This window comes from Amycolatopsis sp. NPDC058986 (genome assembly GCF_042741125.1).
Classification (GTDB): Bacteria; Actinomycetota; Actinomycetes; order Mycobacteriales; family Pseudonocardiaceae; genus Amycolatopsis.
The window spans coordinates 15,223-41,856 of the sequence record NZ_JBHYJW010000053.1; the positions used below are offsets into that span (position 1 = coordinate 15,223).

Genomic DNA, 26,634 nt, shown 5'->3' on the forward strand with positions numbered 1-26,634 from the left:
GGTGTCGTCCTCCCGCACTCGGCGACGACCATCGTGCTGACATGCCGACTACCGGGTGCTCGTCGGCGCACACTCGTGCTCATGCAGGTCGAATCAGGCGACGAGAAACGTAGCGCGGTGGACCGAGAAGCCACCGGGAACGCACGACACGAACGTGAGCAGGCCGCCGACGAACGTGAGCAGGCTGCCGACGAACGTGAGCAGGCCGCCGACGAACGTGAGCAGGCCGCCGATGTGCGGGAGCGGATCGCGGACGATCGGGAGGGTCGCGCCGATGTGCGGGAGGAGGGACTTGCCGGGTGGGAGCGGCGGCTGGATCGGCGAGATCGTGTGCGTGGCGCGCCCGTCGCCAGTCCGTGGGAGCGCGGCCAGGAGGCCGCCGTGCGGGCTCGCGCGCTCCTGACGGCCAGCATGGCGCGGTTGGATCGCAGCGAGGAGGCCTTGCGGCGCGCGCGGCAGTGGCAGGAGCGGGAGCAGGACGCGGTCGATCGCGAGATCGCGGCTTCGCGGCGTGAGCGGTCTTCGTCGCTGGACCGGCAAGCGACGGGATCGCTGCTGGCCGCTGCGGCCGACGCGCTGCGAACGCAGCTCGTCGCGACGGCCCGCGAGCTGGCCGAGGTGGAGGAGTCCTTCGCGGACCATCATGATCGGCTCGCCCAGGAGGATTCGGACGGCGCGGCGGACCGGCGCCTGGCCGAGGCCGCTCGGGCCAGGGCCCGGGTGGCGCGCGAGACAGCCGAACGGTTCCTGCCCTGATACCGCGCACGATGGCGACGCGCTCGGCTGCCGACGGCACGCTCCCCGCGTCGCTCGCTCTGGCGTTCGACCCGATCGGCCGAACCGGGTGTCCAGTCCGTTGTGGACAGTGCGCTCCCCGCGCCGCGCTTCGAGCGGGTTGGGGACCGCGCCCATGCCCTGCGGCTAAGGTGACCACGGTCAGGTAGGACTTGGGGAGGAACGGCGATGACGACGACCGCGACGCAGCCCGCGCCGCCGGGCGGCCCCGGCGCTCCACCGCCCGAAGAAGGCCGCGGCGGAATCGCCGGTCTGCTCGAACTGCCGGGGCAGGCGGTGCGCGCGGTCACCCGGTCCGCCGCGACCACCCCCGGCAGGCTGACCGTGATCGCCGTCGGGCTGGTGCTGCTCTCCCTGCTGGCCGGTCTCGTCGCGACGTTGTCCGTGCAGGGGCGCAAGAACACGATCAACGGTCTCATCGAGCACCGTGAACCCCTGGCAGCCGCGGCACAGCAGGTCTACCGCGCGCTTTCGGACGCGGACGCCACCGCGGCGAGCGCGTTCCTTTCCACCGGCGTCGAGCCGCCCGAGCTGCGTCAGCGGTACGAACGGGACGTCGCCGAGGCGGGCGCGGCGCTGGCGAAGGCGGCGTCGGACTCCGCGGACGTCACCGAGGCGGCCGCCCAGGTCGACGTGCTCAGCCAGCGGCTCCCGGTCTACACCGGACTCGTCGAGACCGCGCGGGCGAACAACCGGCAGGGTTTCCCGGCCGGCGCGTCCTATCTGCGCGAAGCGTCCGAGCTGATGCGGACGAAGCTGCTGCCCGCCGCGCAGGAGCTCTACAAGGTCGACACCGCCCGCCTGGCCGACGAGCAGGACGACGCGACCGGGTTCCCGTGGCTGGCGACCCTGCTGGTGCTGGCGCTGCTCGCCGCGCTGATCGTCACCCAGGTGCATCTGACCCGGCGGACCAACCGCCTGCTGAACGTCGGCCTCGTGGTCGCGACCGTGTGCGTCGGGGTCTCGCTGCTGTGGGGCGCGGCGGCGCTGGTCGTCCAGGGCGTGTTCGTCGGGAACGGCCAGGACAACGGTTCCCGTCAGGTCGACGCGCTGGTGCGGACGCGGATCACCGCGCTGCAGGGCCGCGCCGACGAGACGCTGACGCTGGTCGCGCGCGGCGACGGCGGCGGGTACGAAAAGGACTTCGCCGGGCTCGCCGTCCAGCTCGTCGGCCAGGACGGCAGGAGCGGCCTGCTCGGCGAGGCCCGCGGCCTCGCGAACGGTGGTGACGCCACGGGCAAGATCGACGAAGCCGGGCGGGCGGCGGCCGACTGGCTGAAGGCACACAAGGAAGTGCGGCGCTTCGACGACGACGGCCAGTACTCCGACGCCGTCGACCTCGCCATCCGTCACGACCGGCAGAACGGTGCGGCCCCGGCGTTCCAGCGGCTCGACGACAGCCTGCAGGCCGCGATCAACGTGGGACGCCAGGCGTTCCTCGACGACACACGGGCGGGCGACCGCGCGCTCACCCTGCTGGCACCCGGCCTCGCGGTGCTGGCCGTGGTGGCCGCGGCCGGTGCGACGATGGGGATCCGGGAACGGCTGAGGGAGTACCGGTGAGGAAGCGGAATGTCGTGCGGGCGGGTGTGCTCGCCGCGGTCGCGGTGCTGGCTGGGTCGTTGTCGGCCTGCGGGAGCGCGGGCAAGCCGATGGATCCGGCCCCGGTCAGCGAGGCCGCCTGGCCGCCGCCCGCGCACGTGGCCGGCGGCGAGACGGGGGCGGGCGGGTCGTCGGACACCAGCTGCAACCCATTGGCCAGTCTCGCGCCGACCGGGGGCACGGCGATCTCGGCCGGATCGACCATGGCGAAGATCAAGGAACGCGGGAAGCTCATCGCCGGGGTCGACCAGACGACGTACCTGTTCGGTTCGCGCAATCCGGTGAGCGGCAACCTCGAAGGCTTCGACATCGACATGGTCAACGAGGTCGCCGACGCGATCTTCGGCAGCCATCAGGGCAAGGTGCAGTTCCGTGCGATCACCTCGGGCCAGCGCGAGGACGTGCTGATCAACCACGAGGTCGACATCGTCGTGCGGACCTACAGCATCACCTGCGCGCGCAAGAAGAAGGTCAACTTCTCGTCGGTGTACTACGTGGCGGGCCAGCGGATCCTGGCGCCGAAGGAGGCGAAGGCCGACACACTCGCCGATCTGTCGGGCAAACGCGTCTGCGCGGCGAAGAAGTCGACACCGCTGACGAAGATCACGACCGACCCGGCGAAGGTCGTGCCGGTGTCGGTGGACAACTGGTCCGACTGTCTGGTGATGCTTCAGCAGGGTCAGGTGGACGCCGTGTCGACCGACGACACGATCCTCGCCGGGATGGCCGCGCAGGATCCGCAGCGGATCGAGGTCAAGGGACCGCGGTTCACGACGGAGAACTACGGCATCGGCATCCCGAAGGAAAACGACGACATGGTGCGGTTCGTCAACGCGGTGCTGGAGAACGTGCGCAGGGGCGACTGGCAGAAGAGCTACGACGCCTGGGTCGGCAAGCCGCTCGGCGCGGCGAGCCCGCCCGCCGCGCAGTACCAGTGACCGCGCGTGCCGTCCCGAGGGACGCCCTTGTCGCACTCCGGCCAGCCGTACCAAAGGCGTCTGCAGCACATGGCAACCCCCATGGCCCCGGAACTTTTCAGCGAGCGGCGGTTGGCGGTGCGTCGCGAATGCTCCGTTCGGGACGATCAACGTCGCGAACGGTCCGTTCGCGCGCACGGCGGGCACCGCTGGACCGTTCGTGCCCCACTAGGATCGATGGCGGACTTCGTCGCGGTGAAAACGGGAGGTAGCAGTGTCGGAGGAACCACGCCGTCCCCGGCACGCGGCACCGGACGAACCGGAGGAGCGTGCCCAGCCCGTCGAGCCCGCCGGTACCCCGGGCTGGACGCCGCCCCCGCCGGTGCGCTGGGACACCCCGGAGCCGTCCATCTCGGGCCGTCTCGACGGAACGCCGGAGGAGAAGCCCGAAAGGCGGCCGTCCGGCGGCGACGCGGAGACCGTCTTCCACGCGCCCGTGCGGCGTCCGCCCACTCCGCCGCGTGGCCAGCCGCAGGCCCAGCCGCCGCGTCCGCCCCGGCAACCGCCGTCCCCGGTGGCCTCCGGTGCGGACGATCCGACCAGGCCGCCGGGTGAGCTGAACCCGGTCGCCCAGCCGACCCAGGCGGTGCGTCCCGTCGCGAGCGTCGCGCAGCCGACGAGTGTGCTCGCCGCGCCGACGCCGGAAACGCAGAGCATCATGCCGCCCGCGCCGCGCGTCGACGCCGGCGCGGAGCCCTTGCCGGACCCCGGCACCGAGAGCGTCCTGCCCGAGCGGTCCAGCGAGGGACACGGGACCGGGAGCCGCGGCACCGGGACGGGAACCGGCACGGGCACCGGGACCGGCAGTGGTTCGGGCGGTGGCGCGTTCCCCGCGACCTCGCGCCGGACGTCCTCGCGGACGTCGCGGCGGTCCCGGCGCGGCAGGCTCGGCGCCGGTCTGGTCGAGGTGCCGCCGGTGCCCTACCGCGACCCGTCGACGGCGGTGCTCGAGAACCCGGTCGTGTCGGAGGAGAAACGCTTCTGCGGCAGCTGCAACGCCAAGGTCGGCCGCGGCAAGGACGGCGAGCCCGGTTCACCCGAGGGCACCTGTGCCAACTGCGGCGCGCCGTTCTCCTTCATTCCCAAGCTGAAACCGCACGAGCTGGTCGGTGGCCAGTACGAGGTGCTCGGCGCGCTCGCCTACGGCGGCCTCGGCTGGATCTACCTCGCGCAGGACCACAACGTCAGCGACCGCTGGGTCGTCCTCAAAGGACTGATCGACACCGGTGACGCGACCGCGATGGCCGCCGCGGCCAACGAGGAACGGTTCCTGGCCGAGGTCGAGCACCCGAACATCGTCAAGATCCACAACTTCGTGCAGCACCCGGATCCGCAGACCGGGAACTCCGTCGGCTACATCGTGATGGAGTACGTCGGCGGCCAGTCGCTGCGCCAGCTCGCGCTCGCCCACCACCGCGAGACCAAGCGGCCGGAGCCGCTGCCGATCGGCCAGGTCATCGCGTACGGCCTGGAGATCCTCCCCGCCATCGGCTACCTGCACTCGCAGAACCTGTTGTACTGCGACCTGAAGCCGGACAACGTCATCCAGACCCACGAGCAGCTGAAGCTGATCGACCTCGGCGCGGTGCGCCGGATGGACGACTACGAGAGCCCGCTGTTCTTCACCACCGGCTACAGCGCGCCCGAGCTGGCGAAGCAGGGCGCGTCGGTCGCCTCGGACCTGTACACGGTCGGCCGGACGCTGGCCGTGCTGAGCTTCGAGTTCGTCGGCTACACGACGAAGTACAAGGCGACGCTGCCCGGGCCCGACGTGGTCCCGCTGTTCGCGTTGTTCGGTTCGTATCACCGCTTCCTCAAGCGCGCGACGCACGCCGACCCGGAACGGCGGTTCGTCTCCGCCGAGGAGATGGCCGATCAGCTGACCGGCGTCCTGCGCGAGATCATGGCGATGGGCACCGGGAAGCCGCGGCCCGGCGCGTCGACCGTGTTCGGGCCGGAGAGCCGCACGTTCGGGGTGGACATGGTCGTCCCGGAACCGGGCGCGAGCGTGCCGTTGCCCGAGCCGGTCGAGGTGGTCTCCGGCCTGCCGCTCCCGCAGGTCGACACGGACGACCCGGCGGCGGGTGTGCTGGCCACGACCACCGCGCTCGACCCGAAGGGCGCGATCGAGGCACTGGCCGGCGCGCCGCGCGAATCCATCGAGGTCCGGCTGCGCATCGTGCGGGCGCGGATCGAGCTGGGCGAGCTGGTCGAGGCGCAGCGGCAGCTGCAGGCCGCGCAGTACCTGGCGATCAGGGCCGGTTTCCCGCACGACTGGCGGATCGACTGGTACCGCGGCCTCATCGAGCTGGCCGGCGGGCGTCCGCGCGTCGCGCACGTCGCCTTCGACGCGGTGTACGACGACCTGCCCGGCGAGATCGCGCCGAAGCTGGCACTGGCCGTCAGCGCCGAGGGCGTCGGCGACTACTTCGGCGCCGCGCGGTTCTACGAGCTGGTGTGGCGAACGGACCGTTCGTACGTCAGCGCCGCATTCGGGCTCGCCAGGGTGTACCTGGCGCAGGGCGCGCGGGCGAGCGCGATCGAGGTCCTCGAAGCGGTGCCGCAGTCGTCGACGCACTACGTCGACGCGCAGGTCGCAGCCATCAAGATCAAGACCAGGGTCAACGGCGGCGGCAAGGAGCCCGCCGGTGTCTCCGAGCGCGACCTCGTCGACGCCTCAGGCAGGCTCGAACGGCTGAACCTGGACGCCGAGCGCCGCACGCGCCTGTCCGCCGAGGTCCTGGAGTCCGCGCACGACTGGCTGCGGGCGCCGGGCCAGACCGGCGCGTCGGCGGGCGCGCGGGTGCTGGGCTGCGCGCTGGAGGAGCGGGACCTGCGCTTCGGCCTGGAGCGCTGCTACCGCACGCTGGCCCGGCTGGCGGGGACCACGAAGGAACGCGTCGACCTGGTCGACCGCGCCAACGCCATCCGCCCGAGGACCCTGACCTAAGGTGACGTCGCGAATGCGCCATTCACGGCGTTGAACGTCGGCGATGCGCCATTCGCGACGCCACACCGGCGTGACCGCCGTCGTCGGGTGCGAGACGTAGGTCATACCCGGCGCTGTCACACCGGGCCGGGTCCTTCCGTCAGTGCTGTGTAACCAACGACAACAGCACTGGGAGCAGCGCATCATGGAAGCTCGGTTGAACGTCTTCGGTAACCCGGCCGCCGGCAAGTTCCTGAAGTACATCGCCTCGGCGGGCAAGGTGGTCACGGACTCGGCACTGCCCGCCGCGACGCAGGAACTCGTGAAGATCCGGGCGAGCCAGATCAACGGCTGCGGCATGTGCCTCGACATGCACACCAAGGAGGCCACCGCCGCGGGTGAGACCGCGGTGCGGCTCAACCTGATCGCGGCCTGGCGGGAGGCCACGGTCTTCACCGAGGCCGAGCGCGCGGCGCTGGAGCTGACCGAGGAGGGCACCCGCATCGCGGACACGGCGGGCGGGGTCGGCGACGAGGTGTGGGCGAACGCGGCCAAGCACTACGACGAGGACCAGCTCGTCGCCCTGGTGTCGCTGATCGCCGTCATCAACACCTTCAACCGGCTGAACGTCATCACGCGGCAGCCGGCGGGGAACTACCAGGTCGGCCAGTTCGGCTGACCGGGGGTAACGGTCCGGAGGGCGGCCGCGCGTCCTCCGGACTTCAGCCCGCGAAGGCCGGTCAGGGGTTGATCTCCCAGTCGCGCTCTTCGCGGGCGCGCTTGGCCTTCTCGTGGGCGGCGGCCAGTTTCTCCAGCGCCTGCGGGTCGCCGTGGGTGCTGAAGTGGTCGAAGCCGACGACGACGAACAACGCTCGCGCGCTGACCGCGATCGGCCCGTCTTCGGCGTCGAGACGCCCGTTGGCGCTGACGTAGATCTTGCGACCGGCGATGCCGTCGAGCCGCGTCGAGATGTACAGCGTCGATCCGACCGGCACCGGCCGCCGGAAGTCGGTCTCGAGCTTCCCGGTTACCGCGGGCCTGCGCAGCAGGTTCCCGACCGTCGAGCCGAGGGCCTCGTCGAACGCGCAGGCCAGCAGCCCGCCGTGGGCGAGGCCCGGCGCGCCCTGGTGCGCGGCGGTCACGGTGAACTTCGAGTGCACCGTCTGCCCCTCGCCGACCCGCGACCGCAGGTGCAGACCGGATTCCACCTCGTCGCCGCAGCCGAAGCACTCGCCGAAGTGCACACCCAGCTCCGTGCCGGCGGGCGGTGCCTTCGGATGGGCCTCGGCGGGCTCCACCGGCACCGGCGGCCAGGGTTGAGAAACACGACTCATGGACTGACGTTAACTCGACAGTGGTTACGCGCCGCACGCGACCCACGCGCCGTCGGCCTGCACCGTGAGCGCTCCGTAGTCGGAAATTGCCGAACCGTAGATCATTTCCGATTCGTTCTGCCGAGACGGCTCCGTCACGCAAGACTGGGTCGATGAGCTCGAAAGAAACCGTTGCACGCGGAGGAGGTCGTCGCGGGGATGAGTGACGCAGTAGCGCAAAAGCCGGAGGTGGACCAGAGAACGGTCAGGCGGGCGGTCATCGCGTCCGCGATGGGGAACGCGACGGAGTGGTACGACTACGGCGTCTTCACCTCGGGGGCGATCGCCACCAGCATCGGCACGGTGTTCTTCCCCGGCGAGGGTAACGCGGTGCTGAAGTCGCTCGCGCTCGTCGCGGTCGGCTTCATCGTCCGCCCGTTCGGCGGCGCGTTCTTCGGGCCGCTGGGGGACAAGCTCGGCAGGCAGAAGGTCCTGGCGATCACGATCCTGCTGATGTCCGGGTGCACGTTCCTGGTCGGCTGCCTGCCGACCTACGCGGGCCCGTACAGCATCGGCATCGCGGCCCCGGTCGCCGTCCTGCTGCTGCGGCTGATCCAGGGCTTCTCCACTGGTGGCGAGTACGGCGGGGCGGCGACGTTCATCGCCGAGTACGCGCCGACCAAACGCCGGGGGTTCTTCGGCAGCTTCCTGGAGATGGGCACGCTCGGCGGGTACGTGCTGGGCAACGTGGTCGTGCTGGCCGTGACCCTGTCGCTCTCGCACGAACAGGTCGAGTCCTGGGGCTGGCGGATCCCGTTCTTCGTGGCGCTCCCGCTGGGCCTGATCGGTCTCTACCTGCGGTCGAAGCTGGAGGACACGCCGGAGTTCCGCAGGCTGGAGGCGACCGGGAAGAAGCCGGAGAAGGCGCCGCTGCGGGAGACGCTGACCCGCAACTGGCGGATGATCCTGAACCTCATCGGGATCGTGCTCCTGCTCAACATCGCCGACTACATGCTCTTGACGACGATGCCGACGTACTTCACCGACACGCTCAAGATCAACGACAACACCTCGACGCTGATCATCATCGGGGTGGAGCTGGTGCAGATGGCGATCATCCTCCCGCTCGGCGCGCTGTCCGACCGGATCGGGCGGAAACCGCTGCTGCTCACGGCGGCGATCGGGTTCGCGGTGCTGAGCTGGCCGTCGATCAAGCTGATGCAGTCGGGCAGCATCCTGTGGCTGGTCGTCGGCTTCCTGATCGTGGCGGTGCTGCTGGTGTTCATGCTGGCGGTGATCGGCTCGACGTTCCCGGCGATGTTCCCGACCCGCGTGCGGTACGGCTCGTTCGCGATCGGCTACAACATCTCGACGTCGATCTTCGGTGGTACCTGCGGTGTCATCGTGACCGCGCTGATCAAGACCACCGGTAACAACGACTGGCCCGCGTACTACCTCATAGCCGCGGCGTTGATCGCGATCGTGCCGATCCTCAAGATCCCGGAGACGTCCCAGGTGCCGATCGAGCAGATCGACACCGCGGACACGGGTGGCTCACTGGTCGGTGCCAAGAACTGACACCGGCGCCCGCCGAACGCGGAAGTGCCCCCGTCCATTGTGGACGGGGGCACTTCGCGTAGGTCGGTGTCAGCGGGTGGCTTCGGCCACCTCGACGCGAGGAGCGAAGCGCTTCTGCGACCAGACGGCCAGCGCACTCGCAACCGTTACTGCGACACCGGTTTCGATCAACAGGGCAACGAAGACCATGGCTTCCTCCTCGGATTCTCGGGCCGGCGAAAGGGGAGCCGGCTGAGCAGTTTGTCGGCGGCGGAACGTGCCGCCACAGGGCATATCGCCACCGTAAGCCCAGGTATTTCACGGTGGGGCCGCTTCAAACGGTGATCTCGGCCACAGCCTCACGCGCGCGTGAAACGCCGGTGAATCAGCGGTTTCCGCGCTTCAACGAGTGGTGCGTTCGGTGCCCGGCGCCGCGGTCGGCACCGGTGCGCTCCCCGGCACCTGCCTCGTCGGCGTCGGTCCCGGAAGCCGTTGGGAGGTCTTGGGAACGCTGGTGCCAGGTGCTCCCGGCGTGGCGGTCCCGACGTTCGGTTGTTCCGGCACGGACTGCCTCTCGGGTGAGGTGGCCTGCTCGGGCGCGGGGACGGGGGACGAGGGGGAGGACGGGACCGTGGAAAGACCAGGACCGGCGGGCTGGATCGGCGCCGGATCGGCGCCGAGGTGGTGACCGGCCATGAACCCGGCCACCACGAGGATCACCGCCGTCGCGGCGGAACTGCCCGCCATCGCCCAGCGCTTGCGGCGCCGCCGGATCCGCCCGCCGCGCGCGATGACGTCGGCCGCGTCGAAGCGCATCGGCGGTCCGCTCGCCGCCGAGGAGAGCACGGTCCTGATGTCGTCGTTCTCGTCCATCTCGTCACCTCCCTTCCAGACCGCTGGTGCTGAACGACAGCGACTCGAAATGCGGGCCGAGCCGTTTCCGCAGGGTCGCCAGTGCGCGTGCCGCCTGGCTCTTCACCGTGCCGGTGCTGCAGCCGAGCGCCTTGGCCGTCTCCTCGACGCCCAGGTCGTCGAAGTACCGCAGCACCAGCACGGCGCGTTGTCTCGGCGCCAGGACACCCAGTGCGTGCCGCACCAGTTCGTCCTGCTCGGTCCCGGTCCGCTCGACCGGGACCTCGGGTAGTTCTCCGGTGAGCCGCTCCCGTTTCCACCGGACCTTGCGGTGCTCGGCGAGGAACGTGCGCAGCACGACCTTGCGAGCGTAGGCGTCCAGCGTGTCGTGCCGCGCCAGCCGCGGCCACGCCAGGTACAGCTTCAGCAGCGCGGCCTGGGTGAGGTCCTCGGCCTGGTGCCAGTCGCCGCAGAGCAGATATGCCGTGGCCCGCAGGCTGTGCGCGCGCTCGCCGAAGTACCGGGCGAACTCGCCGTCCCACGGCGAGCCCGCCCGGTCCTCCGGACGAGAGCGAGGTGTCACCGGGTTACTTGACCTCCCCGATGGCGGGCAGCCAGGTGGCGCCGATCGGCCCCGCCGGAATCGCCGTGGGCACGCGGGCTTCGCCCGGCTTGCTGGTCTGCCTGGGCGCGCCGGGGGCCGCGGCCGGGGCCTTGCTCGTCTGCCGGTCGGTGGCTGCGGGCGCCGGGGCGGGGGCCTCGGTGGCGGTCGGGGCCCCGGTCTTCGCCGGGGCCGGGGCGGTGGTCGGCTCGTCGGTCGCCAGCGCGGTCCCGGCGGTGGCGGCGCCACCGGCCAGCAGCAGGGCACCTACGGTCAAGGCCATACGAATACGCAAGTCGAACTCCTCGGTACTGGCGCCGCACCGGATCAGCGGCGCCCTTCGCGGTAAGTCATGCCGCCGCGGTTCCCCGGGGTTGCATCGAATTTCCGGCGGAGACACGAACGGCCAGGAAACCCGTGGGGAATCCTGGCCGCCCGCTGTTCGCCGGATGTTCAGCTCGCGAGCGCCGACAGCTTCTGCCAGTCGGCCCAGTTGTAGGTCCAGTCGCTGTAGTCGCCGTCCTTGGGACCGAGCTGCTGGGTGCTGCCCACGATCTCGACCGGGTCGCCGGGGAGCACGCCGTCGTAGTACTCCTTGGCGTTCGCCGGCGACAGGTTCAGGCAGCCGTGCGAGATGTTCTGCTTGCCCTGCGCCCACATCGACGAGGCGAGGCCGTGGATGAACTCGCCGTTGTTGGAGATCCGCACCGCCCACGGCACGTTCACGTCGGTGTAGCCGTAGCGCGGGTTGCTCATCGAGTACGTCGCGTGCTTGGACATCACGACGTGGACGCCGCTGTTGGTGACCCGGCCGGGGTCGGAGTCGAGCCCGTAGCTGACCGGGTAGTCGGCGATCTGCTGGCCGTCCCGGATGACCTGCATCCGGTGGGTCCGGGGATCGCCCTTGACGACCTGGGAACGCCCGATCTTGAAGCTGGCGGAGACGTCCTGCTGGCCGTAGACGCCCTCGCCCATCTTGACGCCGTAGATCTTGGCGTTGACCTTCACCTCGGTGTCGGGCTTGAAGTACTCCTTCGGCCGCCAGTGCACCGAGGTGTCGCCCTCGACCCACGCCCACGAGCCCTCGGTCTTCGGCGTGGTCTCCACGGAAAGCGCCTTCTCGACCGAAGCCTTGTCGGTGACGCGGCTGGGGAAGGTCAACGTGATGGGCATGGCGATGCCGTAGGTCTGGCCGTCGCCGACGTTGAGGCTGCCCGACATCTGCCGCCTCGGTTTGACCGTCGTGAAGGCGCCGCTGATCGGTGCCGGCTTGCCGTCGGCACCGATGGCCTGGCCGGACCACGTGTAGGTCTTGCCGAAGCCGAGTTCCTCGGTGGTCTTCCAGCTCTTCTTGTCCGGAGCCGCCTGTCCCGCGACCTGTTTGCCGTCCGGGTTGGTCAGGACGACCGAATCGAGGGTGCCGTCGGTGACGCTGACGGTGACCGGTTCGCCGGGCGGGACATCCTGCGCGCCCGCCGTGGGTTGCACCGTCACCTTCGCCGGCAGCGCGGCGGGCGCGGACTGCGTCGGGCCCCCGCCGGTGGTGCCGCTGGCCGACACCGCGGATCCATCGCTGCACGCCCCGAGCGTCAGCACCGCGACGAGCCCCAGCACCGCGCCCGCCACTCGACGGTGCGCGGAGTTCCTGAATGTCACACCGATCCCCAATCTCCCCTTTGCTGCCCCAACCACCGAGACGCCTGGATCAGTCCGGACGTTGATCCCCTGCGAAGTGACGAGTGTCACAATCGGCAAGAATTCCTTCACGCACAAGACATGACCGACTCCGTGCCGTATCCGGTGATCACCGGCTTCGGTGTGCGACGTCCAGACTAGCCGGTACCGCCGACAAGATCAGTCGTGCGCGGTACGAGGGCCCGGTCGCTGCGGGAACCGTTGGTCCATCCGCTCGATCACGGGGTTCAGATTTGGCCAGATCCCGGTAGGCTGCTCTCAGGCCGTCGTTTTGCGTGTTAGTGGCTTCACACTCGCGGAACTTCTGACGCGAGCCGCGGAGCCGACACGCTCTTCGCTCGTCTCGTTGGAACCGCCCGGGACGGTCGGGGTGCCGCTTCGGTGGCATTCGAAGCGGAATCTGTAACGAGGAGTACAGCGGTGGCGCAAGGCACTGTGAAGTGGTTCAACGCGGAGAAGGGCTTCGGCTTCATCGCGCAGGACGGCGGCGAAGGCGACGTTTTCGTTCACTACTCGGAGATCGATGGGCGCGGTTTCCGCACTCTCGAGGAGAACCAGCGAGTGGAGTTCGAAGTCGGCCAGGGGCAGAAGGGCCCGCAGGCGCAGAAGGTCCGCCCGATCTGAGTCAGGCCCTCGGCGTTATCCAGGCCTGAGAAAAGGCCCCCGGTGTCCGCACCGGGGGCCTTTTCTTTGGTGTTGCTGTGTCTTGCGCGCGTCAGCGCCTGCCCGCCACGGGCTCGTCGAAGGCGCCGGCGGGGAAGTGGAACTCGTCGGTGAGGGCGGCGTCGACGTCGGACTGTCGGTGGTCCTGCGCGGACGCGGCCTGGCTCTCCCAGGAGAGCCGCTCGAGGATCCACTCCTGGGCGAGTGCCTGCGGTGAGATGTTGCGCTCGCCGGCGATGTCCTTGAGCTGCTGGCTGGCGATGAGGTTCATGCGCAGCTGGTAGACCTGCGCCTCGCCGAAGCGCTTGCCGCTGCCCGTGGTTTCCGGGGCGGACTCCGGCGCGAGTGCGGCGAGGTAGCTGGTGAGCTCCTTGTCCTCCTCGCCGACCTCCTCGGCGGGTGCGGCCTTGGTGCCGTCGCGATGACGACCGGACGACACGGCCTTGAGGTTGGTGCGGGTCCCGAGACGACCAAAGGATGGAAGAGGCACGCCGCAACGATAACGGCGAGGTCTCGGAAACCCAACCACTGTGAGCCACAACACACCAAACGCCGTAACACAATCAGCCCAACCACCCCCCGCTCAGCCCAACCCACCCACCCCTCTGCCCTAACCCTTAGCAACCACAAACAACAAAACCGAGCGAATAGGCCGACAAACACGATCAAGGTGCCTGGGCTCGCCAGAGCCGCCAGGCCCTAGGCGAACAACGGTGACCACGCTGGTTCAGGAACCGACCGCACCGTGGGGGTCCGGGGGGCTCGGCCCCCCGGGTAATACGCGCGGGGGACCGTCTGGGAGGGCGAGGAACGAGCCCGACCAGACATGGAGAGACCCCCGCGCCAGGGGGAGGAACGCGGGGGTCGGAGGGGATCTCCACAGGCGCTGACCGGGGGTGTGTCAGCACCTCTAGTGTTGCACGACTTCCGGGGTTGGGCGAGTGGAAGCCGGGAAAATTCCGTTGCTGGTGTCCACTCCGTCGTGGTCTGTTGTTCATTTGCGGGTCCGGGGTTCTCCTGTCGTGCTGGTTGCGCAGCGTTGAGCGGAGTGTGGCCTCAGGTTCACTCTCCGGGGGGCTGTGTGTGGCGGCCGGCGCTGGTTAGCCTCGCGGCCAGGTCGTTGTGAGCCGATGGAGGGGCAATGGGCGGGTCTGCGGAAGTGCGGCAGTTCCTCCTCCGGTACGAAGGTGCCGATGGGGGGAGCGCGACGTTCGCCGGTGGGTTGCCGGCGCAGCGCAGTGGTGGTTCCGACACTCAGCGGGTGTCGGATGATCAGGTCCGGCGTGCGCGTCTTGCGGTGGCGAATGGCGCACTCGGGGTGGAGGACTGTGTGATGTTGCTGGACATGCTCGGGCTGACGCTGGACGACGACGGCCAGGCGCCGGTGCAGCGGTGACCCGGCGGGTCTGACGGTCTTCTTGGTGGGAAACCCGCTGCTTGCGGCGGGTTCCTGAAAGTGTTTTACGAATCCGTGCGGTTTCTGGCGGGCGTTTCGTAACAGTGTTACGGTTCCTGGGACGAAAGGAGCTGACATGGTCACGAGCGACGGGACGATCGAGCTGGCGCACCGGATCCGACCAGTGGTGCAGGTGCTGGGCGGGCAGTTCATGACCTCGCCGGAGCTGGCGGAGGTGGAGACCGAGACGGGCTTGCCGCCGCGGACGCTGTACCTCCGCGGGCGCTCGGCGGTGCTCGGGGACGCGCCGCCGAAGGTGGTCGCGGAGCTGTTCGGGATCTTCCCGCACTGGCTTTTCGAACTCGCGCTGCCGCCCGCGATCGAAGCCCTGTCGGCACCCGATGCAGTGCGTGCCTACACCGAGTCATCGGCTCGCTGGTCCCGTGGCCATCTTTCGGGTGTATCCGAATCGGGACGGCTCGCGGATCTTCTGTTCCGTTTGGTGGACGGCGCCGACGCGAGCGGCCTTGCGCTGTTCGCGGGCTGGCAGTCCGCCGAGCGGCCGGAAGGAGCGGCCGAACGGCTCGGATTCGCGCTGATGGTGTTCCGCGAGCTACGCGGCGGCCTGCACTTCGCCGCCTTGCGCGCGTCGGGGCTCACGATCCCGGAGGCCGTGCTCGCCGACCCGGAAGGCGGTCGCGAGCGGCTGCTGCGAACGGCGTGGTCCGCCGAGGATGCCGACGCGCTGATCGCTTCCGCGTCGGCGAAGCCGGATCTGGTGGACCGCTGGCGCGCCGCCGAGCGACTGACCGACGAACGCGTCGCCGAGCTACTGGAGGCGCTGCTGACGGAAGCCGAACGCGACGAACTCGCGACGCGCGTGGCCGCACTGGGCGAACTTGTGGCCGTTACGGCATGATGGGTGCTGTTCCCGCAGGTCCCAGCCCTGCGGTGCGCTTAAGGAACCCCCTGTGCAGGGCGGCTGCGACGTGCCCTATGCTTGTAATCGCTCCCGGGGGGACCTGAGAGCGCGGTCGGTCGGTTCGCCGAAACCGGCCGAGCTCCCATCGTCCAGCGGCCTAGGACTCCGCCCTTTCAAGGCGGCAACGCGGGTTCGAATCCCGTTGGGAGTACGTAGTACCCTTCATTTCGATGAAGTTGCAAGGCCCTGTGGCGCAGTTGGTTAGCGCGTCGCCCTGTCACGGCGAAGGTCGCGGGTTCGAGTCCCGTCAGGGTCGCAAGATCGTTCGGCTCCTTGCCGGCGTTCCCGGCCAGGTAGCTCAGTTGGTACGAGCGTCCGCCTGAAAAGCGGAAGGTCGCCGGTTCGACCCCGGCCCTGGCCACCCGAGTCGCCCGAGGTATGTCCGCGGAAAGCGCGGACCGTGCCTCGGGTGTCGTGTTTTGTGGGGGTGCAACCCCCACACCCCGCCCGGGAGGGCTTCGCCCCCCGGACCCCCCAGCGTTGTGGTTGCCTTTCGTGGGGTGGTCACCGTCGTGCGTGGTCACCTTTGTGGGGTGGTTGCCGTCGTGCGTGGTCACCTTTGTGGGGTGGTTGCCGTCGTGCGTGGTCACCTTTGTGGGGTGGTTGCCGTCGTGCGTGGTTGCCTTTGTGGGGTGGGCGAGAGGTTTCGGCTGAATGTCAGGACAGGCGTTTGGTGAAGCCTGCTGACACTAGTTGCTGGTAGGCGGACCGGACGTTGTCGGGCATGTCCTGTGGGATCGCGAAGCCCTTGTCTGCGTAGAGAGTGATGCGTTGGGTGTCGCCTACCAGCATGTTGATCACGTGGTCTGCGTCGCCGATGCTCGCTAGGTACTCGTCGAGGGGTAGTTCGTCGGAGGTGCAGGTGACTTCGACTTCCGGCCACAGCTTCTTGCAGGTCGCGTAGGCGCGTCGTTGTTGGTACGGCCGCGAGATCAGGACGACCGAAGCGACCTTGGAGTCGCGTTCGGCGAGTAGTTGCCGGGTGAACGTGATGTTCTCGCCCGTGTTCTTCGCGTGCGGCTCGATGAGGATCGAATTCGCCGGGACACCGAGTGAAACGGCGTGCTCGCGGTAGTGGACGGCTTCACCTCGGGGGAAGCGCTCGGCCGTGGTCGGAGCGTTCGCTCCGGTGAAGACCACCAAAGGAAAAACACCACGCCGAAAGAGGTCCGCAGTGCAGGTCGCGACGCCCAGGTCGTGGCTCCCCAGGCCGATACCCACGTCCGACTGACGGATCACGTGGTGCATGTCGTGGTAGTCCCAGAGCGTTTCCACCTCGGCGCGAAGCGACGCCGGCAGGGTGGAAGCCGGCTCGGGCATGGGGAGTCTCCGGCGGTCGGTCGGGGCGGTTGCCTTCGTGTGCTGGTTACCTGGGGACTGCGATGACCTGGTGGGCGTCTTCGTAGACGATTTTGCCTGGGGTGTCGGATTCCAGGCGTTCGTAAGGGACGTTGTGGGTGCTCAGGATTTCCAGGTAGCCGTCTACTCGGGCCAGTAGATGGGTGGCGGTGGGTTTGAACCAGGCCACGGCGCCGGGGTTGTGATTCCAGTCATAGGTGCTGGGGTCCACGTCGGTGGGGTTGGTGTAGGCGGCGTCGTACCAGTCGTTGTTCTCGCGGCGGAAGGCTTCTTGTTGTGCGGTCAGCTTTCCGGCTTTGGCCAGGCCGTTGACCAGCTTGAAGATGCCGGGGAAGACGCCGCGGTCGTCGGCGGTCGTGCCCTGGTAGCGGATGAACATTGTGTCCCTTCACCGAAAGCGGGCTTGATCTCCAGTTGACTCCAGGTATGAGAGTAGAAGCATGAGCACACTTGCCGAGCAGTCAACGGAAGCAGCGGTCGACTGGCACATCGACACGGTCGACGTCGACGCCTACCTCGCGCGGCTGGGAATCGAGCGGCCCGCGAAGCCGACCGCGCGGGCCCTGCGGGACCTCGCGACGGCGCACGTCCTCGCCATCCCGTTCGAGAACGTCGACGTCCTGTTGGAGCAGCACCGCGGGATCTCGCTCGACGTCGTCCAGGAGAAACTCGTCGGCAAGAAGCGTGGCGGCTACTGCTACGAGCACGCCCACCTCTTCGCCGCAGCCGCCGAACGCCTCGGCTTCCGGGTGCGCCGGATCGTGGCGCGCGTGCAGCCGCGGCGACCGGGGCCGTACACGCACATGTCGCTGCTCGTCGAGGCCGAGGGCGTGTGGCACCTCGTCGACGTCGGGTTCGGCGCGGGGATGCTGCAGCCGATGCCGCTGGTCGACGGCGCTGTCGTCGACCAGGCGGGCTGGCCGCACCGGCTCACACATCGCGAGGGCTGGTGGACGCTGCAGAAGCAACAGGGCGACGAGTGGGAGGACCTGCACGCGTTCACGCCGAACCCGAGCAGCCCGATCGACTACGAGGTGTACCACCACTACACGTCCACGCACCCGCGCTCGCCGTTCACCGGGCAGCTCGTGGTGATGCGGCTGGAGCCGGGCCTGAGCAGGCAGCTGGTCGGCCACGAACTCACCGTCCGGCGTCCCGACGGCACGGAGGAGAAAACCGAGGTGGCTCCCGGCGAACTCGGGGAAGCCCTGCGTCAGCTCGACGTCGAGCTGACGCCGGAGGAGCTGGCAGCACTGCTCGAACGGTACTGACCGCTGGCACAGTGGAGTCATGACGATTCTGGTCACCGGAGCCACCGCGAACATCGGACGCAAGGTCGTCGATCACTTACTGGGGATGGGGGCACCACAGATCCGTGCGCTGACGAACAATCCGCGCAAGGCTGCTTTGCCCGAAGGCGTCGAGGTGGCGGAGGGCTACCTGCGACGGGTCGAGACGCTGCCCGCGGCGTTCGAGGGCGTCGACAGCGTGTACCTGGCGCCGACACCGGACACGGTCGTCGAAGTGCTGAAGCTGGCGCGTGACGCAGGTGTCCGGCACGTCGTCGACCTCTCCGGTGAGCCGGAAAGCTGGTGGGGCGACGTGACCAGGGCGGTCGAAGCCAGCGGGCTCGACTGGACACACCTGTGGCCCGCCGACTTCATGGAGAACTCGACGATGTGGGCCGAGCAGATCCGGCGGACCGGCGCGGTCCGGGAGCCCTACCCGGACACCGCGAGCGCACCGATCGCGATGGACGACATCGCCAGGGTCGCGGCGACGGCGTTGCTGGGGGACGGGCACGTCGGCAAGGCCTACCCGATGGGCGGGCCGGAAACACTGACCCGCGCCGAACTCGTCCGGCAGCTCGGTGTCGCGCTGGGGCGGGAGATCCCGTTTCTCCGCGTCTCGCCGGAGGAAACGGTCGAGGCGCTCACGCCGTCGATGGGGGACACCGCCGCTTGGTACGTCGACACCGTGCTTCGCGGGTTCACCGAGAACCCGCGGCTCCCGACCGGCTCGGTCGAGGAGATCACCGGCCGTCCCGGCACGACGTTCGCCGAGTGGGCCGCCGCGCACACTGCCGATTTCGCTTGAGCGCCAACGGGTTCACCGCGCGGCGCCGAACAGTTCGGTGGCCGCGCTGGGCCTGCCGAGGTGGTAACCCTGCGCCTGATCGCAGCCCAGTTCGCGCAGGAGGTCCAGCTGGTCGGCGGTCTCGACGCCCTCGGCCACCACGGTCAGGCCGACGGCGTGTGCCATCGCGATGATGCTGGCCACGATCGCCGCCGCGTCGCGGGATTCGGCGATGCCGGTGATGAACGAGCGGTCGATCTTGAGCGTGTCCAGGGTCAGCCGCCGCAGCTGGGCCAGTGACGAGTAGCCGGTGCCGAAGTCGTCGATCGCGAGCAGCACACCCAGTTCACGCAGCGAGGTCAGCACTTCGGCGGCCGCGGTGTGGTCCCGCATCAGCGCGCTTTCGGTGACCTCCAGGCACAACGCACTGGGCGGCAGTCCGGTCGCGCGCAGGGTGTCCTGCACCGCGGCCACCAGGTGCGGGTCGTCGAGCTGGCGTACCGAAAGGTTCACCTTGAGATGGAGGTCCAGACCTTGCGCCGAGCGCCGCCCGGCCAGTTCGCGGGTGGTGGCCTTCAGGACGTGCTTGCCGATGACGTTGATCAGCTCGCTCTCTTCGGCGAGCGGGATGAACTCGCCGGGCGGGATCGCGCCGTGGGTGGGATGCGTCCAGCGCAGCAGCGCCTCGACCGCGACCATCTCGCCGGATCGCAGATCGACCACCGGCTGGTACGCCGGCCACAGCTGGCCGTTCTGTACCGCGTCCCGCAGGTCCTGTTCCATTCGCAGCCGCCGCTGCAACCGCTCGCGGAGCGCGACGTCGAAGAACTCGTACCGGCCGCGGCCGAGCGTCTTGGCCTGGTACATCGCCACGTCGGCGTCGCGCAGCAGGTCCTCGGCGCTGCGCCGGTCGTCACCGGCCGCGAGCACGACGCCGATGCTGGCGTCGAGGTGCAGCTGCCTGCCGTGCACGCCGATCGGCTCACTCAGCACCGCGCGCACGTGCTCGGCCAGCGCGCGGACCTCGTCGTGGCCGGTCACCTCACCGGTGACCAGCACGAACTCGTCGCCGCCGAGCCGCCCGACGACGGTGTCGCCGCCGGTGCACCGCCGCAGCCGTTCGCCGACGATGCGCAGGACCTGGTCACCGACCGAGTGCCCGAGCGAATCGTTGATGACCTTGAACTTGTCCAGGTCCAGGAACAGCACCGACGTCGGCCGGTCGTGGGCGCGGCGGTCGAGCCGGTCGAGCACCAGCGTCCGGTTCGCCAGCCGGGTCAGCGGATCGTGCGTGGCGTCGTGCGCGAGCCGGGCGCTGATCGCGCGCCGCTCGGTGATGTCGGTGAACGACGTGACCACCGACATCCGCGCCGGGTCCTCGGGGCTGAGCAGCCGCGAGGTCAGCGACACCCAGACGTCCTTGCCGTCCGGCCTGCGCAGCCGCACCACCTTGCCGTTCTGGGTGACCCCGGTTCGCAGCGTGCGTACCGACGGCGTGTCCTCGGCGGAGATGCGGGCCCCGTCCTCGTCGAACAGTTCGAGGGTGTGGGACGGCAGGCCGACGAGGTCGGCCGCGGCGATGCCGAGGATGCGGCAGCCCGCCGGGTTCACCGACTCGACCAGCCCGTCCGGCCCGGTCACCAGCACGCCTTCGTCGAGCGCGGCGACCACCGTGCGGTAGTGCTGTTCCGCCCGCCGCCGCTCGGTTTCGTCCGCGCAGACCAGCACGTAGCTCCCGGCCAGCTCGGCCGCGGACACCCGCACAGCGAGGGTCGCGCCGTCACGGCGCCGGTGCGTCGCCTCGGCCAGCCCGCCGGACCGGCACAGCTCCGCCAGGTCCGTCGGTGCCCCGACGACCTCGGTCACGGGTCTGCCGAGCGCTTCGTCCGCTGTCCAGCCGTATACCGCCTCGGCCGCCGGGTTCCAGCTGGTCACGACGCCGTGCGGCGTGGTGGTGATGATCGCGTCGCTGACACGGCTCACCAGTGCGGCCCGGCAGCGCAGTGCCTCGGCGGCGGCCTTGCGTGCGGTGATGTCGCGGATGACGACCTGGAAGGCGGGCTTTCCCGCGCTGTGGGTACGCACCGAAACGAGCTCGGCCGAGACCGTGCTGCCGTCGAGACGTTTCAGCACCGCCTCCACCGGATCGGTCGTCGCCGCGGGCCCGGACGCCGGCGCGTCGCGGGGTTCCTCGGCGACGAAGTCGGTGAACGGCCGCCCTACGAGCTGTTTGGTGTCGTCCGCGCCGAGCAGGTCGAGCGCGGCGCGGTTGGCGTAGGTGACGACGCCGTCCTCGTGGACGCAGATCGCGTCGGGGCTCAGCTCCACCATGACGCGATAGCGCTCGGCGAGATCGGCCAGGTCCGCACCCGCCGTGCGGTCGTCGGCGACCGCGCACGCGACGCCGAGCAGACCCGCGGTCCGGTCGTCGTGGCCGACCGTGCGCACGCGCAGCCGGACCCGGCACGGCCGATCGCCCGCGGTCTCGATCGACTGCTCCAGTTCGAAGTCCCGGCCCGGCGGCGCGTTCCCGATGCTGGCGGCGAGCGGGTCGAGCAGCCTGGTCAGCCGTCCACAGAGGTCGTCCGCAGTCGCGCCTGCCATCCCCAGCACCGCGTCGAGCCCCGGCATCCAGGTCAGGGTGGACGCGGCGAGGTCGAGGGAGAAGATCACCCCGGAGCCGGCGGCGGCGACCAGATCGGCGATCAGGTCGTGCCCGGCTCCGCTCCTCGCGGTGGGGACCGCCGGCTCACCCATGGCGGTCACCCCGCGTGAGTCTGCCTCCATAGTGTGTCCGGTCTCCCCTGGTCGGCATACCAACGAGACGGAAAGCAAGCAGGCCCGGGAAACCTGTCGACATGCCTGAACCGCTTACTTTCGGTCGGTTTGGTATCTACTAGCGCTGTGGCCCGTCGATTACACCACCGACCGATCCCGGTGTATATCCATGGGATTCCGCTTCCGGACTTTGGTCGCCACCGGTGTGTTTGCCCGGTTTTCGTCAGCGAGCGGCCACCAACTGGTCCGATGTGGGCAGGAGCGGTTCGGGAGCGCCTTCGCCGGGCGGTGCCGGAGGCGGTGGTGGTGGCGCGCTGAGCCCACGGCCCCAGAACAGCAGCCCGAAGTGCGCGGCGATGGCGTGGCCGAGCAGCGTGACGACCGAGTCCAGGCTCGCCGGGGCGTCGGTGACGTAGACGGCGACCAGGAACAGCTCCATCGCCACCAGCGCCGCGATCCGCAACCGCCCGCGGCACAGGAACACCAGCGCGCCCGCCGTGGTGAAGAATCCGTAGCTGACCCCGATGTCGAGCCAGCGCCCGGCCGACGACGGCAGTGCCCCGCTCTGGATGAGCGCCAGCACCGGCAGCTCGGTGGCCAGCGTGGCCAGGACATGGCCGCTGAAGAACACGATCGCGGTGCGTCCCGCCCCGAACCGGCGTTCCAGCGGGGCGACGGCGACGGCGAAGATGGCCGCGTAGGCGAGCCACCCGCCGTCGGAAAGCCACAGCGCGCTGGCGAACAGCGAAACCAGCGGACGGCGCCAGAGGTTGTGCGCGTCGGTGCTGGAAAGGGCGAGAAGTTTCCCGATCACCTTCGGCTCGCCGAACCTGACCAGCAGCGTGGTGCCGAGCAGGACCACCAGGTAGCCGAAGGTGAACGGCGTCGAGCGGGGTGTCGGGACGAGCCGGACGAGGGTACGTAAGCCGACGCGGGCGGAGACCGGCCGTCCGGCGCGCATCAGCATGGATCCAGCGTCGCGGGTCATCCTGGGAGGATTCCTACGGCCAGCTGTGAATCAGCTGTGATCGAACCGGGCCGATGATCACGATCCGAAGTGATAATTTTCGGCAATACTCACCCATTCGGGTGCTTTTTCCGGTAGGAAGACCACCACATTCATGGTGGAGGGGCCCCGGGGTGAAGCACGAGGTTTCGGTAACCGAGCTGCTCGAACGCGAGGGCTGGGGCGAACGCGTTCCCCCACCGCCCCGATCGCGCTGGCGCGTCGTCGCGGTCATGCTCGCCGTCGTCATCGGCTGCGGCACGGCGGCGGTCCTCGTCGCGTTCAACGGCCCGAGGCACGACAACGCCAAGAAAGACGACCAGATCGGCGTCATCGACATGCCGCATCGGACGTCGGGAGCGGGCGGTGCGGACGAGAGCAACACACCCGAAACCACCGAGGGCGGTACCGGTGGCGGGACGGTCGACACGACGTCGGCGAGTTCGCGGACCAGCACGTCCGGGACGACCAGCAGCGGTACCACGACCTGGACCGGAGCGACCACGCCCTGGCCGACGACCGCGGGGACGACACCCCGGGACGACCCGCCGCCGAGGACCACCGGTTCGACGACTCCGCCGCCCACGCCACCTCACACCACGACGCCCACGACACGCACATCGGAGCCCTGCCCCATCCTGTGGCCGTTCTGCTGAACGTGTGGCCATGATGGGATCTTGACGCGGGGAAACCGCCGCGTGCCTATCGGGAGGACACGGACGGTGACAGTGGAAACGCGGCCAGGCTCGCGCGCGCGTGCTTGGCTGCTGGAGGGCTCGCCCAAGCGGGCTCAGCAGCTCAAGGGCGATAAACGCGAGACGGCCAAGAGCCACGAACATCCGTGGTGGAAGGTCATGTGCCTGACCGGTGTGGACTATTTCTCCACGCTCGGTTACCAACCGGGAATCGCCGCGCTGGCCGCGGGAGTGCTGTCGCCGCTCGCCACGATCGTGCTGGTGCTGCTGACGCTCGGCGGCGCGCTGCCGATCTATCGCCGGGTCGCGAAGGAGAGCCCGCACGGCCAGGGCTCGATCGCGATGCTGGAGAAGCTGCTGTCGTGGTGGAGCGGCAAGCTGCTCGTGCTGGTGCTGCTCGGCTTCGTCGCCACGGACTTCGTCATCACCATCACGCTCTCGGCCGCGGACGCCACCGCGCACGTCACGGAGAACCCGTTCGTCCCGTCCTTCTTCCACGGCAAGGAAGTCCTGATCACCACGTTGCTCATCGCGTTGCTGGGCGGGGTGTTCCTCAAGGGGTTCGCCGAGGCGATCGGCGTCGCGGTGACGCTCGTCGGCGTCTACCTGACGCTCAACGTCGTCGTGGTCGCCGTCTCGCTGTGGCACGTCTTCGCCGCCCCGGACCTGATCGTGAGCTGGCAGGACCTGCTGGTCTCGAAGCATCCGAACCCGTGGCTCATGATCGGCGTCGCGCTGATCGTGTTCCCGAAGCTGGCGCTCGGCCTGTCCGGTTTCGAGACCGGTGTATCGGTGATGCCGCTGGTCAAGGGCTTGCCGGACGACACACACGCCGAGCCCGCGGGGCGCATTCGCAATGCTCGCCGCCTGCTGGTCACCGCCGCGCTGATCATGAGCGCGTTCCTGATCACCAGCAGCTTCGCGACCACCGTGCTGATCCCGCAGCACCAGTTCGAGGCCGGTGGCCAGGCGAACGGCCGCGCGCTGGCCTTCCTCGCGCACAGCTACCTCGGCGACGTCTTCGGCACGTTCTACGACATCAGCACGATCGCGATCCTGTGGTTCGCCGGCGCCTCGGCGATGGCCGGGCTGCTCAACATCGTGCCGCGCTATCTGCCGCGCTACGGCATGGCGCCGGACTGGGCCCGCGCGAGCAGGCCGCTGGTGATCGTCGTCAGCGTCATCGCGTTCGTCATCACCTGGATCTTCGACGCGAGCGTGGAGGCGCAGGGCGGTGCGTACGCGACCGGTGTGCTGGTCCTGATCTCGTCGGCCGCTGTCGCGGTGACACTGTCCGCGCGGCGCGCGGGTCAGAAGAAGGCGTTCATCGCGTACCTGGCGATCACGGTCATCTTCGCCTACACGACCGTCGTCAACATCATCGAACGTCCCGACGGCGTGAAGATCGCGGGCTTCTTCATCGTCGCGATCGTGCTGACGTCGTTGATCTCGCGTGCGACCCGGTCACTGGAACTGCGGGTCGAGGAGGTCGCCTTCGACGCCGCCGCCCAGCGGATCCTCGACAAGGCGGTGCGCAGCGGCGAAATCCGGATCATCGCCAACGAACCGGACGCGCGAGACGAAACCGAGTACCGCGAGAAGGAGCAGGAAGCCCGCGAGGACAACAACATCCCGAACGACTCGGCGCTGATCTTCCTCGAAGTGACCATCAGCGACGCCTCGGACTTCGAGACGACGCTGCGGGTGCGTGGCGAGAAACGGTACGGCTACCGCATCCTGCGGGTGAAGAGCCCGTCCATCGCGAACGCCATCGCGGCCATCCTGCTGCACATCCGCGACGAGACCGGGAAACGGCCACACGTCTACTTCGCCTGGACCGAGGGCAACCCGTTCAAGTTCATCGGGCGGTACCTGTTCTTCGGCGACGGCGACGTCCCGCCGGTCACCCGCGAGGTGCTGCGCCGGGCGGAACCGGACCAGCACCGCCGCCCGCTGGTCCACGTCGGTTAGGGCGCCTTGAGCAGGTCGGGGTCGGTGCGCTTGCCGAGGTGGTTGAACAGCAGGTTCAGGCCGAACACGACGATCGCGGTCACCGTGATCGGGCTGCCGCAGATCGTCTGCAGCCACGCCGGGAAGTGCCTGAAGAAGATCGAGTTCCCGAGGTGGTCGAGCGCGAACGCGGGCAGCAGCCCGACGCCGAGCGCCACGGCGACGACGAACGTGTTGTGGTTGCCGGAGAATTCGACCTTGCGCAGGTTCTGCACACCGACCGCCGCCACCATCGCGAACATCACGACCGCGACCGCACCGATCACCGGCTCGGGGATCGCCGCGACGAACGCGCCGACCTTCGGGATCAGCCCCATCACCACCAGCAGCCCACCGGTGACCGCCGCGACCCAGCGGCTGCGCACCCCGGTCATCTGCACCAGCCCGACGTTCTGCGCGAAGACGGTGTCGGGGAAGGAGTTCATGAACCCGCCGAGCACCGCGGACAGGCCGTCGGTGGCCAGGCCGCGGGCGAGGTCGGCGTCGCTGGGACGTCGTCCGGTGATCTCGCCGACGGCCACCATGTCGGCGGTCGACTCGGTGAGCGTCACCAGCATCACCACGCACATCGACAGCACCGCGGCGACCGGGAACGTCGGCGCGCCGAAGTGGAACGGCGTCGCGAGGCCGAACCAGCTCGCCTGCGCGATGCCGTCGAAGTGCGTCAGGCCCATCGGAATCGCCACGACGAACCCGAGCGCGAGCGCCATCAGCGGGCCGATCTGGTTCGCGAACCCGCGCAGCACGCGGGTGAACAGCACGACGACGGCGATCACGCCGAGCGCGAGCAGGATGTTCGACGGTTTCGCGTAGTCGGGCGACTCCGTGTCGTGGCCCGCGATCATCCCGGCGCCGGGGCCGACCAGCGAAACCCCGATCACCAGCAGCAGCGTCCCGGACACCAGCGGCGGGAAGAAGCGGATCATCCTGGCGAACGGCCGCGCGATGAGGATCCCGAACACCCCGGACGCGAGCATCGCGCCGTACACCGCGGTGAGCCCGTACTGCGCGGCGATCATGATCATCGGGTTGACCACGCTGAACGTCGCGCCTGCCACCACCGGCAGCCGGATGCCGAGGACGCGGCCGATCCCGATCGCCTGCACCAGCGTTGCGATCCCCGCCACCAGCAGATCGGCGTTGACCAGCAGCGCGATCGTCGCGGTGTCGAGCTTCAGCGCGCCGCCGACGATCAGCGGCACGGCGACCGAACCGGCGTACATGATCGACATGTGCTGCAGCCCGAGCAGCGTCAGCCGCCCAGCAGGGAGCCCTTGATCGACCGGATGGGTCGCGGATTTCGTCATGGTCGTCCCTTCAGACACGCGCGAGCCCACAGCAAACGCGG

At 69.3% G+C, this 26,634-nt stretch carries 24 protein-coding genes and 3 tRNA genes; 16 read left to right on the plus strand and 11 right to left on the minus strand.

The annotated features are described in order from the left end of the window. The first annotated feature begins 81 nt into the window (after positions 1-81). The 5 genes from ACFW0G_RS34645 (at position 82) to ACFW0G_RS34665 (ending at position 6,982) form a co-directional block, all read left to right on the plus strand. On the plus strand, positions 82-756 hold the full coding sequence (locus tag ACFW0G_RS34645) for a hypothetical protein (protein WP_378329695.1): 675 nt from the start codon (positions 82-84) through the stop codon (positions 754-756). Between the two features lie 207 nt (positions 757-963). Continuing rightward, complete coding sequence (locus ACFW0G_RS34650; RefSeq protein WP_378329696.1) at positions 964-2,358, plus strand: hypothetical protein; 1,395 nt, start codon at positions 964-966, stop codon at positions 2,356-2,358. Next, positions 2,355-3,335 carry a glutamate ABC transporter substrate-binding protein gene (locus ACFW0G_RS34655; protein WP_378329697.1) on the plus strand — a complete coding sequence of 327 codons (981 nt, stop codon included), beginning with the start codon at positions 2,355-2,357 and terminating at the stop codon, positions 3,333-3,335. Before ACFW0G_RS34650 ends, ACFW0G_RS34655 begins: the two co-directional genes overlap by 4 nt. Before the next feature lie 253 nt (positions 3,336-3,588). Then, a complete protein-coding gene (locus ACFW0G_RS34660) occupies positions 3,589-6,324 on the plus strand; it encodes a tetratricopeptide repeat protein (protein ID WP_378329698.1) in 2,736 nt (911 codons plus the stop codon). Between the two features lie 184 nt (positions 6,325-6,508). Beyond that, the gene (locus ACFW0G_RS34665; RefSeq protein WP_378329699.1) at positions 6,509-6,982 is read left to right on the plus strand and encodes a carboxymuconolactone decarboxylase family protein; all 474 of its coding nucleotides are present in this window, start codon (positions 6,509-6,511) and stop codon (positions 6,980-6,982) included. Positions 6,983-7,043: 61 nt separating this feature from the next. Here ACFW0G_RS34665 and ACFW0G_RS34670 read toward each other — a convergent pair whose 3' ends face one another. Then, complete coding sequence (locus ACFW0G_RS34670) at positions 7,044-7,637, minus strand: PaaI family thioesterase (RefSeq protein WP_378329700.1); 594 nt, start codon at positions 7,635-7,637, stop codon at positions 7,044-7,046. Between the two features lie 198 nt (positions 7,638-7,835). On the opposite strand from ACFW0G_RS34670, the gene ACFW0G_RS34675 reads away from it, so the two are divergent. Then, positions 7,836-9,194 (plus strand): MFS transporter, encoded by a 1,359-nt coding sequence (locus tag ACFW0G_RS34675; RefSeq protein ID WP_378329701.1) that lies wholly within the window; start codon positions 7,836-7,838, stop codon positions 9,192-9,194. Between the two features lie 381 nt (positions 9,195-9,575). Here ACFW0G_RS34675 and ACFW0G_RS34680 read toward each other — a convergent pair whose 3' ends face one another. The 4 genes from ACFW0G_RS34680 to ACFW0G_RS34695 form a co-directional block, all read right to left on the minus strand. After that, positions 9,576-10,046: a hypothetical protein gene (locus tag ACFW0G_RS34680; protein WP_378329702.1), complete on the minus strand. Its 471-nt coding sequence runs from the start codon at positions 10,044-10,046 to the stop codon at positions 9,576-9,578. Between the two features lie 4 nt (positions 10,047-10,050). Further along, on the minus strand, positions 10,051-10,608 hold the full coding sequence (locus ACFW0G_RS34685; RefSeq protein ID WP_378329703.1) for a SigE family RNA polymerase sigma factor: 558 nt from the start codon (positions 10,606-10,608) through the stop codon (positions 10,051-10,053). Between the two features lie 4 nt (positions 10,609-10,612). Next, complete coding sequence (locus tag ACFW0G_RS34690) at positions 10,613-10,909, minus strand: hypothetical protein (RefSeq protein WP_378329704.1); 297 nt, start codon at positions 10,907-10,909, stop codon at positions 10,613-10,615. Between the two features lie 170 nt (positions 10,910-11,079). After that, positions 11,080-12,282, minus strand: a complete 1,203-nt coding sequence (locus ACFW0G_RS34695) for an Ig-like domain-containing protein (protein WP_378329705.1) — start codon at positions 12,280-12,282, stop codon at positions 11,080-11,082. 459 nt (positions 12,283-12,741) lie between these two features. On the opposite strand from ACFW0G_RS34695, the gene ACFW0G_RS34700 reads away from it, so the two are divergent. Further along, positions 12,742-12,945 (plus strand): cold-shock protein, encoded by a 204-nt coding sequence (locus tag ACFW0G_RS34700; RefSeq protein ID WP_020669570.1) that lies wholly within the window; start codon positions 12,742-12,744, stop codon positions 12,943-12,945. A gap of 91 nt (positions 12,946-13,036) precedes the next feature. Here ACFW0G_RS34700 and ACFW0G_RS34705 read toward each other — a convergent pair whose 3' ends face one another. Further along, positions 13,037-13,474 carry a hypothetical protein gene (locus ACFW0G_RS34705; protein WP_378329707.1) on the minus strand — a complete coding sequence of 146 codons (438 nt, stop codon included), beginning with the start codon at positions 13,472-13,474 and terminating at the stop codon, positions 13,037-13,039. Between the two features lie 651 nt (positions 13,475-14,125). Between ACFW0G_RS34705 and ACFW0G_RS34710 the strand changes: the two genes are divergently transcribed. The 5 genes from ACFW0G_RS34710 (at position 14,126) to ACFW0G_RS34730 (ending at position 15,723) form a co-directional block, all read left to right on the plus strand. After that, complete coding sequence (locus ACFW0G_RS34710) at positions 14,126-14,380, plus strand: hypothetical protein (protein ID WP_378329708.1); 255 nt, start codon at positions 14,126-14,128, stop codon at positions 14,378-14,380. Between the two features lie 136 nt (positions 14,381-14,516). Continuing rightward, the gene (locus tag ACFW0G_RS34715) at positions 14,517-15,299 is read left to right on the plus strand and encodes a hypothetical protein (protein WP_378329709.1); all 783 of its coding nucleotides are present in this window, start codon (positions 14,517-14,519) and stop codon (positions 15,297-15,299) included. A 141-nt stretch (positions 15,300-15,440) separates the two neighbouring features. Next, positions 15,441-15,513 (plus strand) — tRNA-Glu (locus ACFW0G_RS34720). Positions 15,514-15,544: 31 nt separating this feature from the next. After that, positions 15,545-15,618, plus strand: a tRNA-Asp gene (locus ACFW0G_RS34725). Between the two features lie 31 nt (positions 15,619-15,649). Next, positions 15,650-15,723: transfer RNA gene (locus tag ACFW0G_RS34730), tRNA-Phe, on the plus strand. Between the two features lie 296 nt (positions 15,724-16,019). On the opposite strand, the gene ACFW0G_RS34735 is transcribed toward ACFW0G_RS34730, so the two are convergent. Together ACFW0G_RS34735 and ACFW0G_RS34740 are read right to left on the minus strand one after the other, a co-directional pair. Then, entirely contained in the window at positions 16,020-16,682 is a 663-nt protein-coding gene (locus ACFW0G_RS34735; RefSeq protein ID WP_378329710.1) for a YdcF family protein, read from the minus strand. A gap of 46 nt (positions 16,683-16,728) precedes the next feature. Then, positions 16,729-17,100: a hypothetical protein gene (locus ACFW0G_RS34740; protein ID WP_378329711.1), complete on the minus strand. Its 372-nt coding sequence runs from the start codon at positions 17,098-17,100 to the stop codon at positions 16,729-16,731. A 61-nt stretch (positions 17,101-17,161) separates the two neighbouring features. On the opposite strand from ACFW0G_RS34740, the gene ACFW0G_RS34745 reads away from it, so the two are divergent. Continuing rightward, the gene (locus tag ACFW0G_RS34745) at positions 17,162-17,992 is read left to right on the plus strand and encodes an arylamine N-acetyltransferase (RefSeq protein ID WP_378329712.1); all 831 of its coding nucleotides are present in this window, start codon (positions 17,162-17,164) and stop codon (positions 17,990-17,992) included. A gap of 19 nt (positions 17,993-18,011) precedes the next feature. Further along, the gene (locus tag ACFW0G_RS34750; RefSeq protein WP_378329713.1) at positions 18,012-18,818 is read left to right on the plus strand and encodes an NAD(P)H-binding protein; all 807 of its coding nucleotides are present in this window, start codon (positions 18,012-18,014) and stop codon (positions 18,816-18,818) included. 12 nt (positions 18,819-18,830) lie between these two features. Here the strand turns inward: ACFW0G_RS34750 and ACFW0G_RS34755 are convergent, their stop codons facing one another. After that, positions 18,831-21,584, minus strand: a complete 2,754-nt coding sequence (locus tag ACFW0G_RS34755) for an EAL domain-containing protein (RefSeq protein WP_378329714.1) — start codon at positions 21,582-21,584, stop codon at positions 18,831-18,833. Between the two features lie 214 nt (positions 21,585-21,798). After that, a complete protein-coding gene (locus ACFW0G_RS34760; protein ID WP_378329715.1) occupies positions 21,799-22,563 on the minus strand; it encodes a rhomboid-like protein in 765 nt (254 codons plus the stop codon). Positions 22,564-22,715: 152 nt separating this feature from the next. Between ACFW0G_RS34760 and ACFW0G_RS34765 the strand changes: the two genes are divergently transcribed. Both ACFW0G_RS34765 and ACFW0G_RS34770 read left to right on the plus strand, forming a co-directional pair. Then, positions 22,716-23,237, plus strand: coding sequence for a hypothetical protein (locus ACFW0G_RS34765; RefSeq protein WP_378329716.1), 522 nt, complete (start codon positions 22,716-22,718; stop codon positions 23,235-23,237). A 66-nt stretch (positions 23,238-23,303) separates the two neighbouring features. Next, on the plus strand, positions 23,304-25,247 hold the full coding sequence (locus tag ACFW0G_RS34770) for an amino acid transporter (protein ID WP_378329717.1): 1,944 nt from the start codon (positions 23,304-23,306) through the stop codon (positions 25,245-25,247). On the opposite strand, the gene ACFW0G_RS34775 is transcribed toward ACFW0G_RS34770, so the two are convergent. Further along, complete coding sequence (locus ACFW0G_RS34775; RefSeq protein WP_378329718.1) at positions 25,244-26,593, minus strand: nucleobase:cation symporter-2 family protein; 1,350 nt, start codon at positions 26,591-26,593, stop codon at positions 25,244-25,246. The genes ACFW0G_RS34770 and ACFW0G_RS34775 overlap by 4 nt on opposite strands. Positions 26,594-26,634 lie beyond the last annotated feature (41 nt).

What these genes read in the sequence shown, in the direction of transcription:
- ACFW0G_RS34645 (WP_378329695.1), top strand. Translation starts at nt 82, where the DNA reads ATGCAGGTCGAATCAGGCGACGAGAAACGTAGCGCGGTGGACCGAGAA.
- ACFW0G_RS34650 (WP_378329696.1), top strand. Translation starts at nt 964, where the DNA reads ATGACGACGACCGCGACGCAGCCCGCGCCGCCGGGCGGCCCCGGCGCT.
- ACFW0G_RS34665 (WP_378329699.1), top strand. Translation starts at nt 6,509, where the DNA reads ATGGAAGCTCGGTTGAACGTCTTCGGTAACCCGGCCGCCGGCAAGTTC.
- ACFW0G_RS34670 (WP_378329700.1), bottom strand. Translation starts at nt 7,637, where the DNA reads ATGAGTCGTGTTTCTCAACCCTGGCCGCCGGTGCCGGTGGAGCCCGCC.
- ACFW0G_RS34675 (WP_378329701.1), top strand. Translation starts at nt 7,836, where the DNA reads ATGAGTGACGCAGTAGCGCAAAAGCCGGAGGTGGACCAGAGAACGGTC.
- ACFW0G_RS34680 (WP_378329702.1), bottom strand. Translation starts at nt 10,046, where the DNA reads ATGGACGAGAACGACGACATCAGGACCGTGCTCTCCTCGGCGGCGAGC.
- ACFW0G_RS34690 (WP_378329704.1), bottom strand. Translation starts at nt 10,909, where the DNA reads ATGGCCTTGACCGTAGGTGCCCTGCTGCTGGCCGGTGGCGCCGCCACC.
- ACFW0G_RS34710 (WP_378329708.1), top strand. Translation starts at nt 14,126, where the DNA reads ATGGGCGGGTCTGCGGAAGTGCGGCAGTTCCTCCTCCGGTACGAAGGT.
- ACFW0G_RS34715 (WP_378329709.1), top strand. Translation starts at nt 14,517, where the DNA reads ATGGTCACGAGCGACGGGACGATCGAGCTGGCGCACCGGATCCGACCA.
- ACFW0G_RS34735 (WP_378329710.1), bottom strand. Translation starts at nt 16,682, where the DNA reads ATGCCCGAGCCGGCTTCCACCCTGCCGGCGTCGCTTCGCGCCGAGGTG.
- ACFW0G_RS34740 (WP_378329711.1), bottom strand. Translation starts at nt 17,100, where the DNA reads ATGTTCATCCGCTACCAGGGCACGACCGCCGACGACCGCGGCGTCTTC.
- ACFW0G_RS34745 (WP_378329712.1), top strand. Translation starts at nt 17,162, where the DNA reads ATGAGCACACTTGCCGAGCAGTCAACGGAAGCAGCGGTCGACTGGCAC.
- ACFW0G_RS34750 (WP_378329713.1), top strand. Translation starts at nt 18,012, where the DNA reads ATGACGATTCTGGTCACCGGAGCCACCGCGAACATCGGACGCAAGGTC.
- ACFW0G_RS34755 (WP_378329714.1), bottom strand. Translation starts at nt 21,584, where the DNA reads ATGGAGGCAGACTCACGCGGGGTGACCGCCATGGGTGAGCCGGCGGTC.
- ACFW0G_RS34760 (WP_378329715.1), bottom strand. Translation starts at nt 22,563, where the DNA reads ATGACCCGCGACGCTGGATCCATGCTGATGCGCGCCGGACGGCCGGTC.
- ACFW0G_RS34775 (WP_378329718.1), bottom strand. Translation starts at nt 26,593, where the DNA reads ATGACGAAATCCGCGACCCATCCGGTCGATCAAGGGCTCCCTGCTGGG.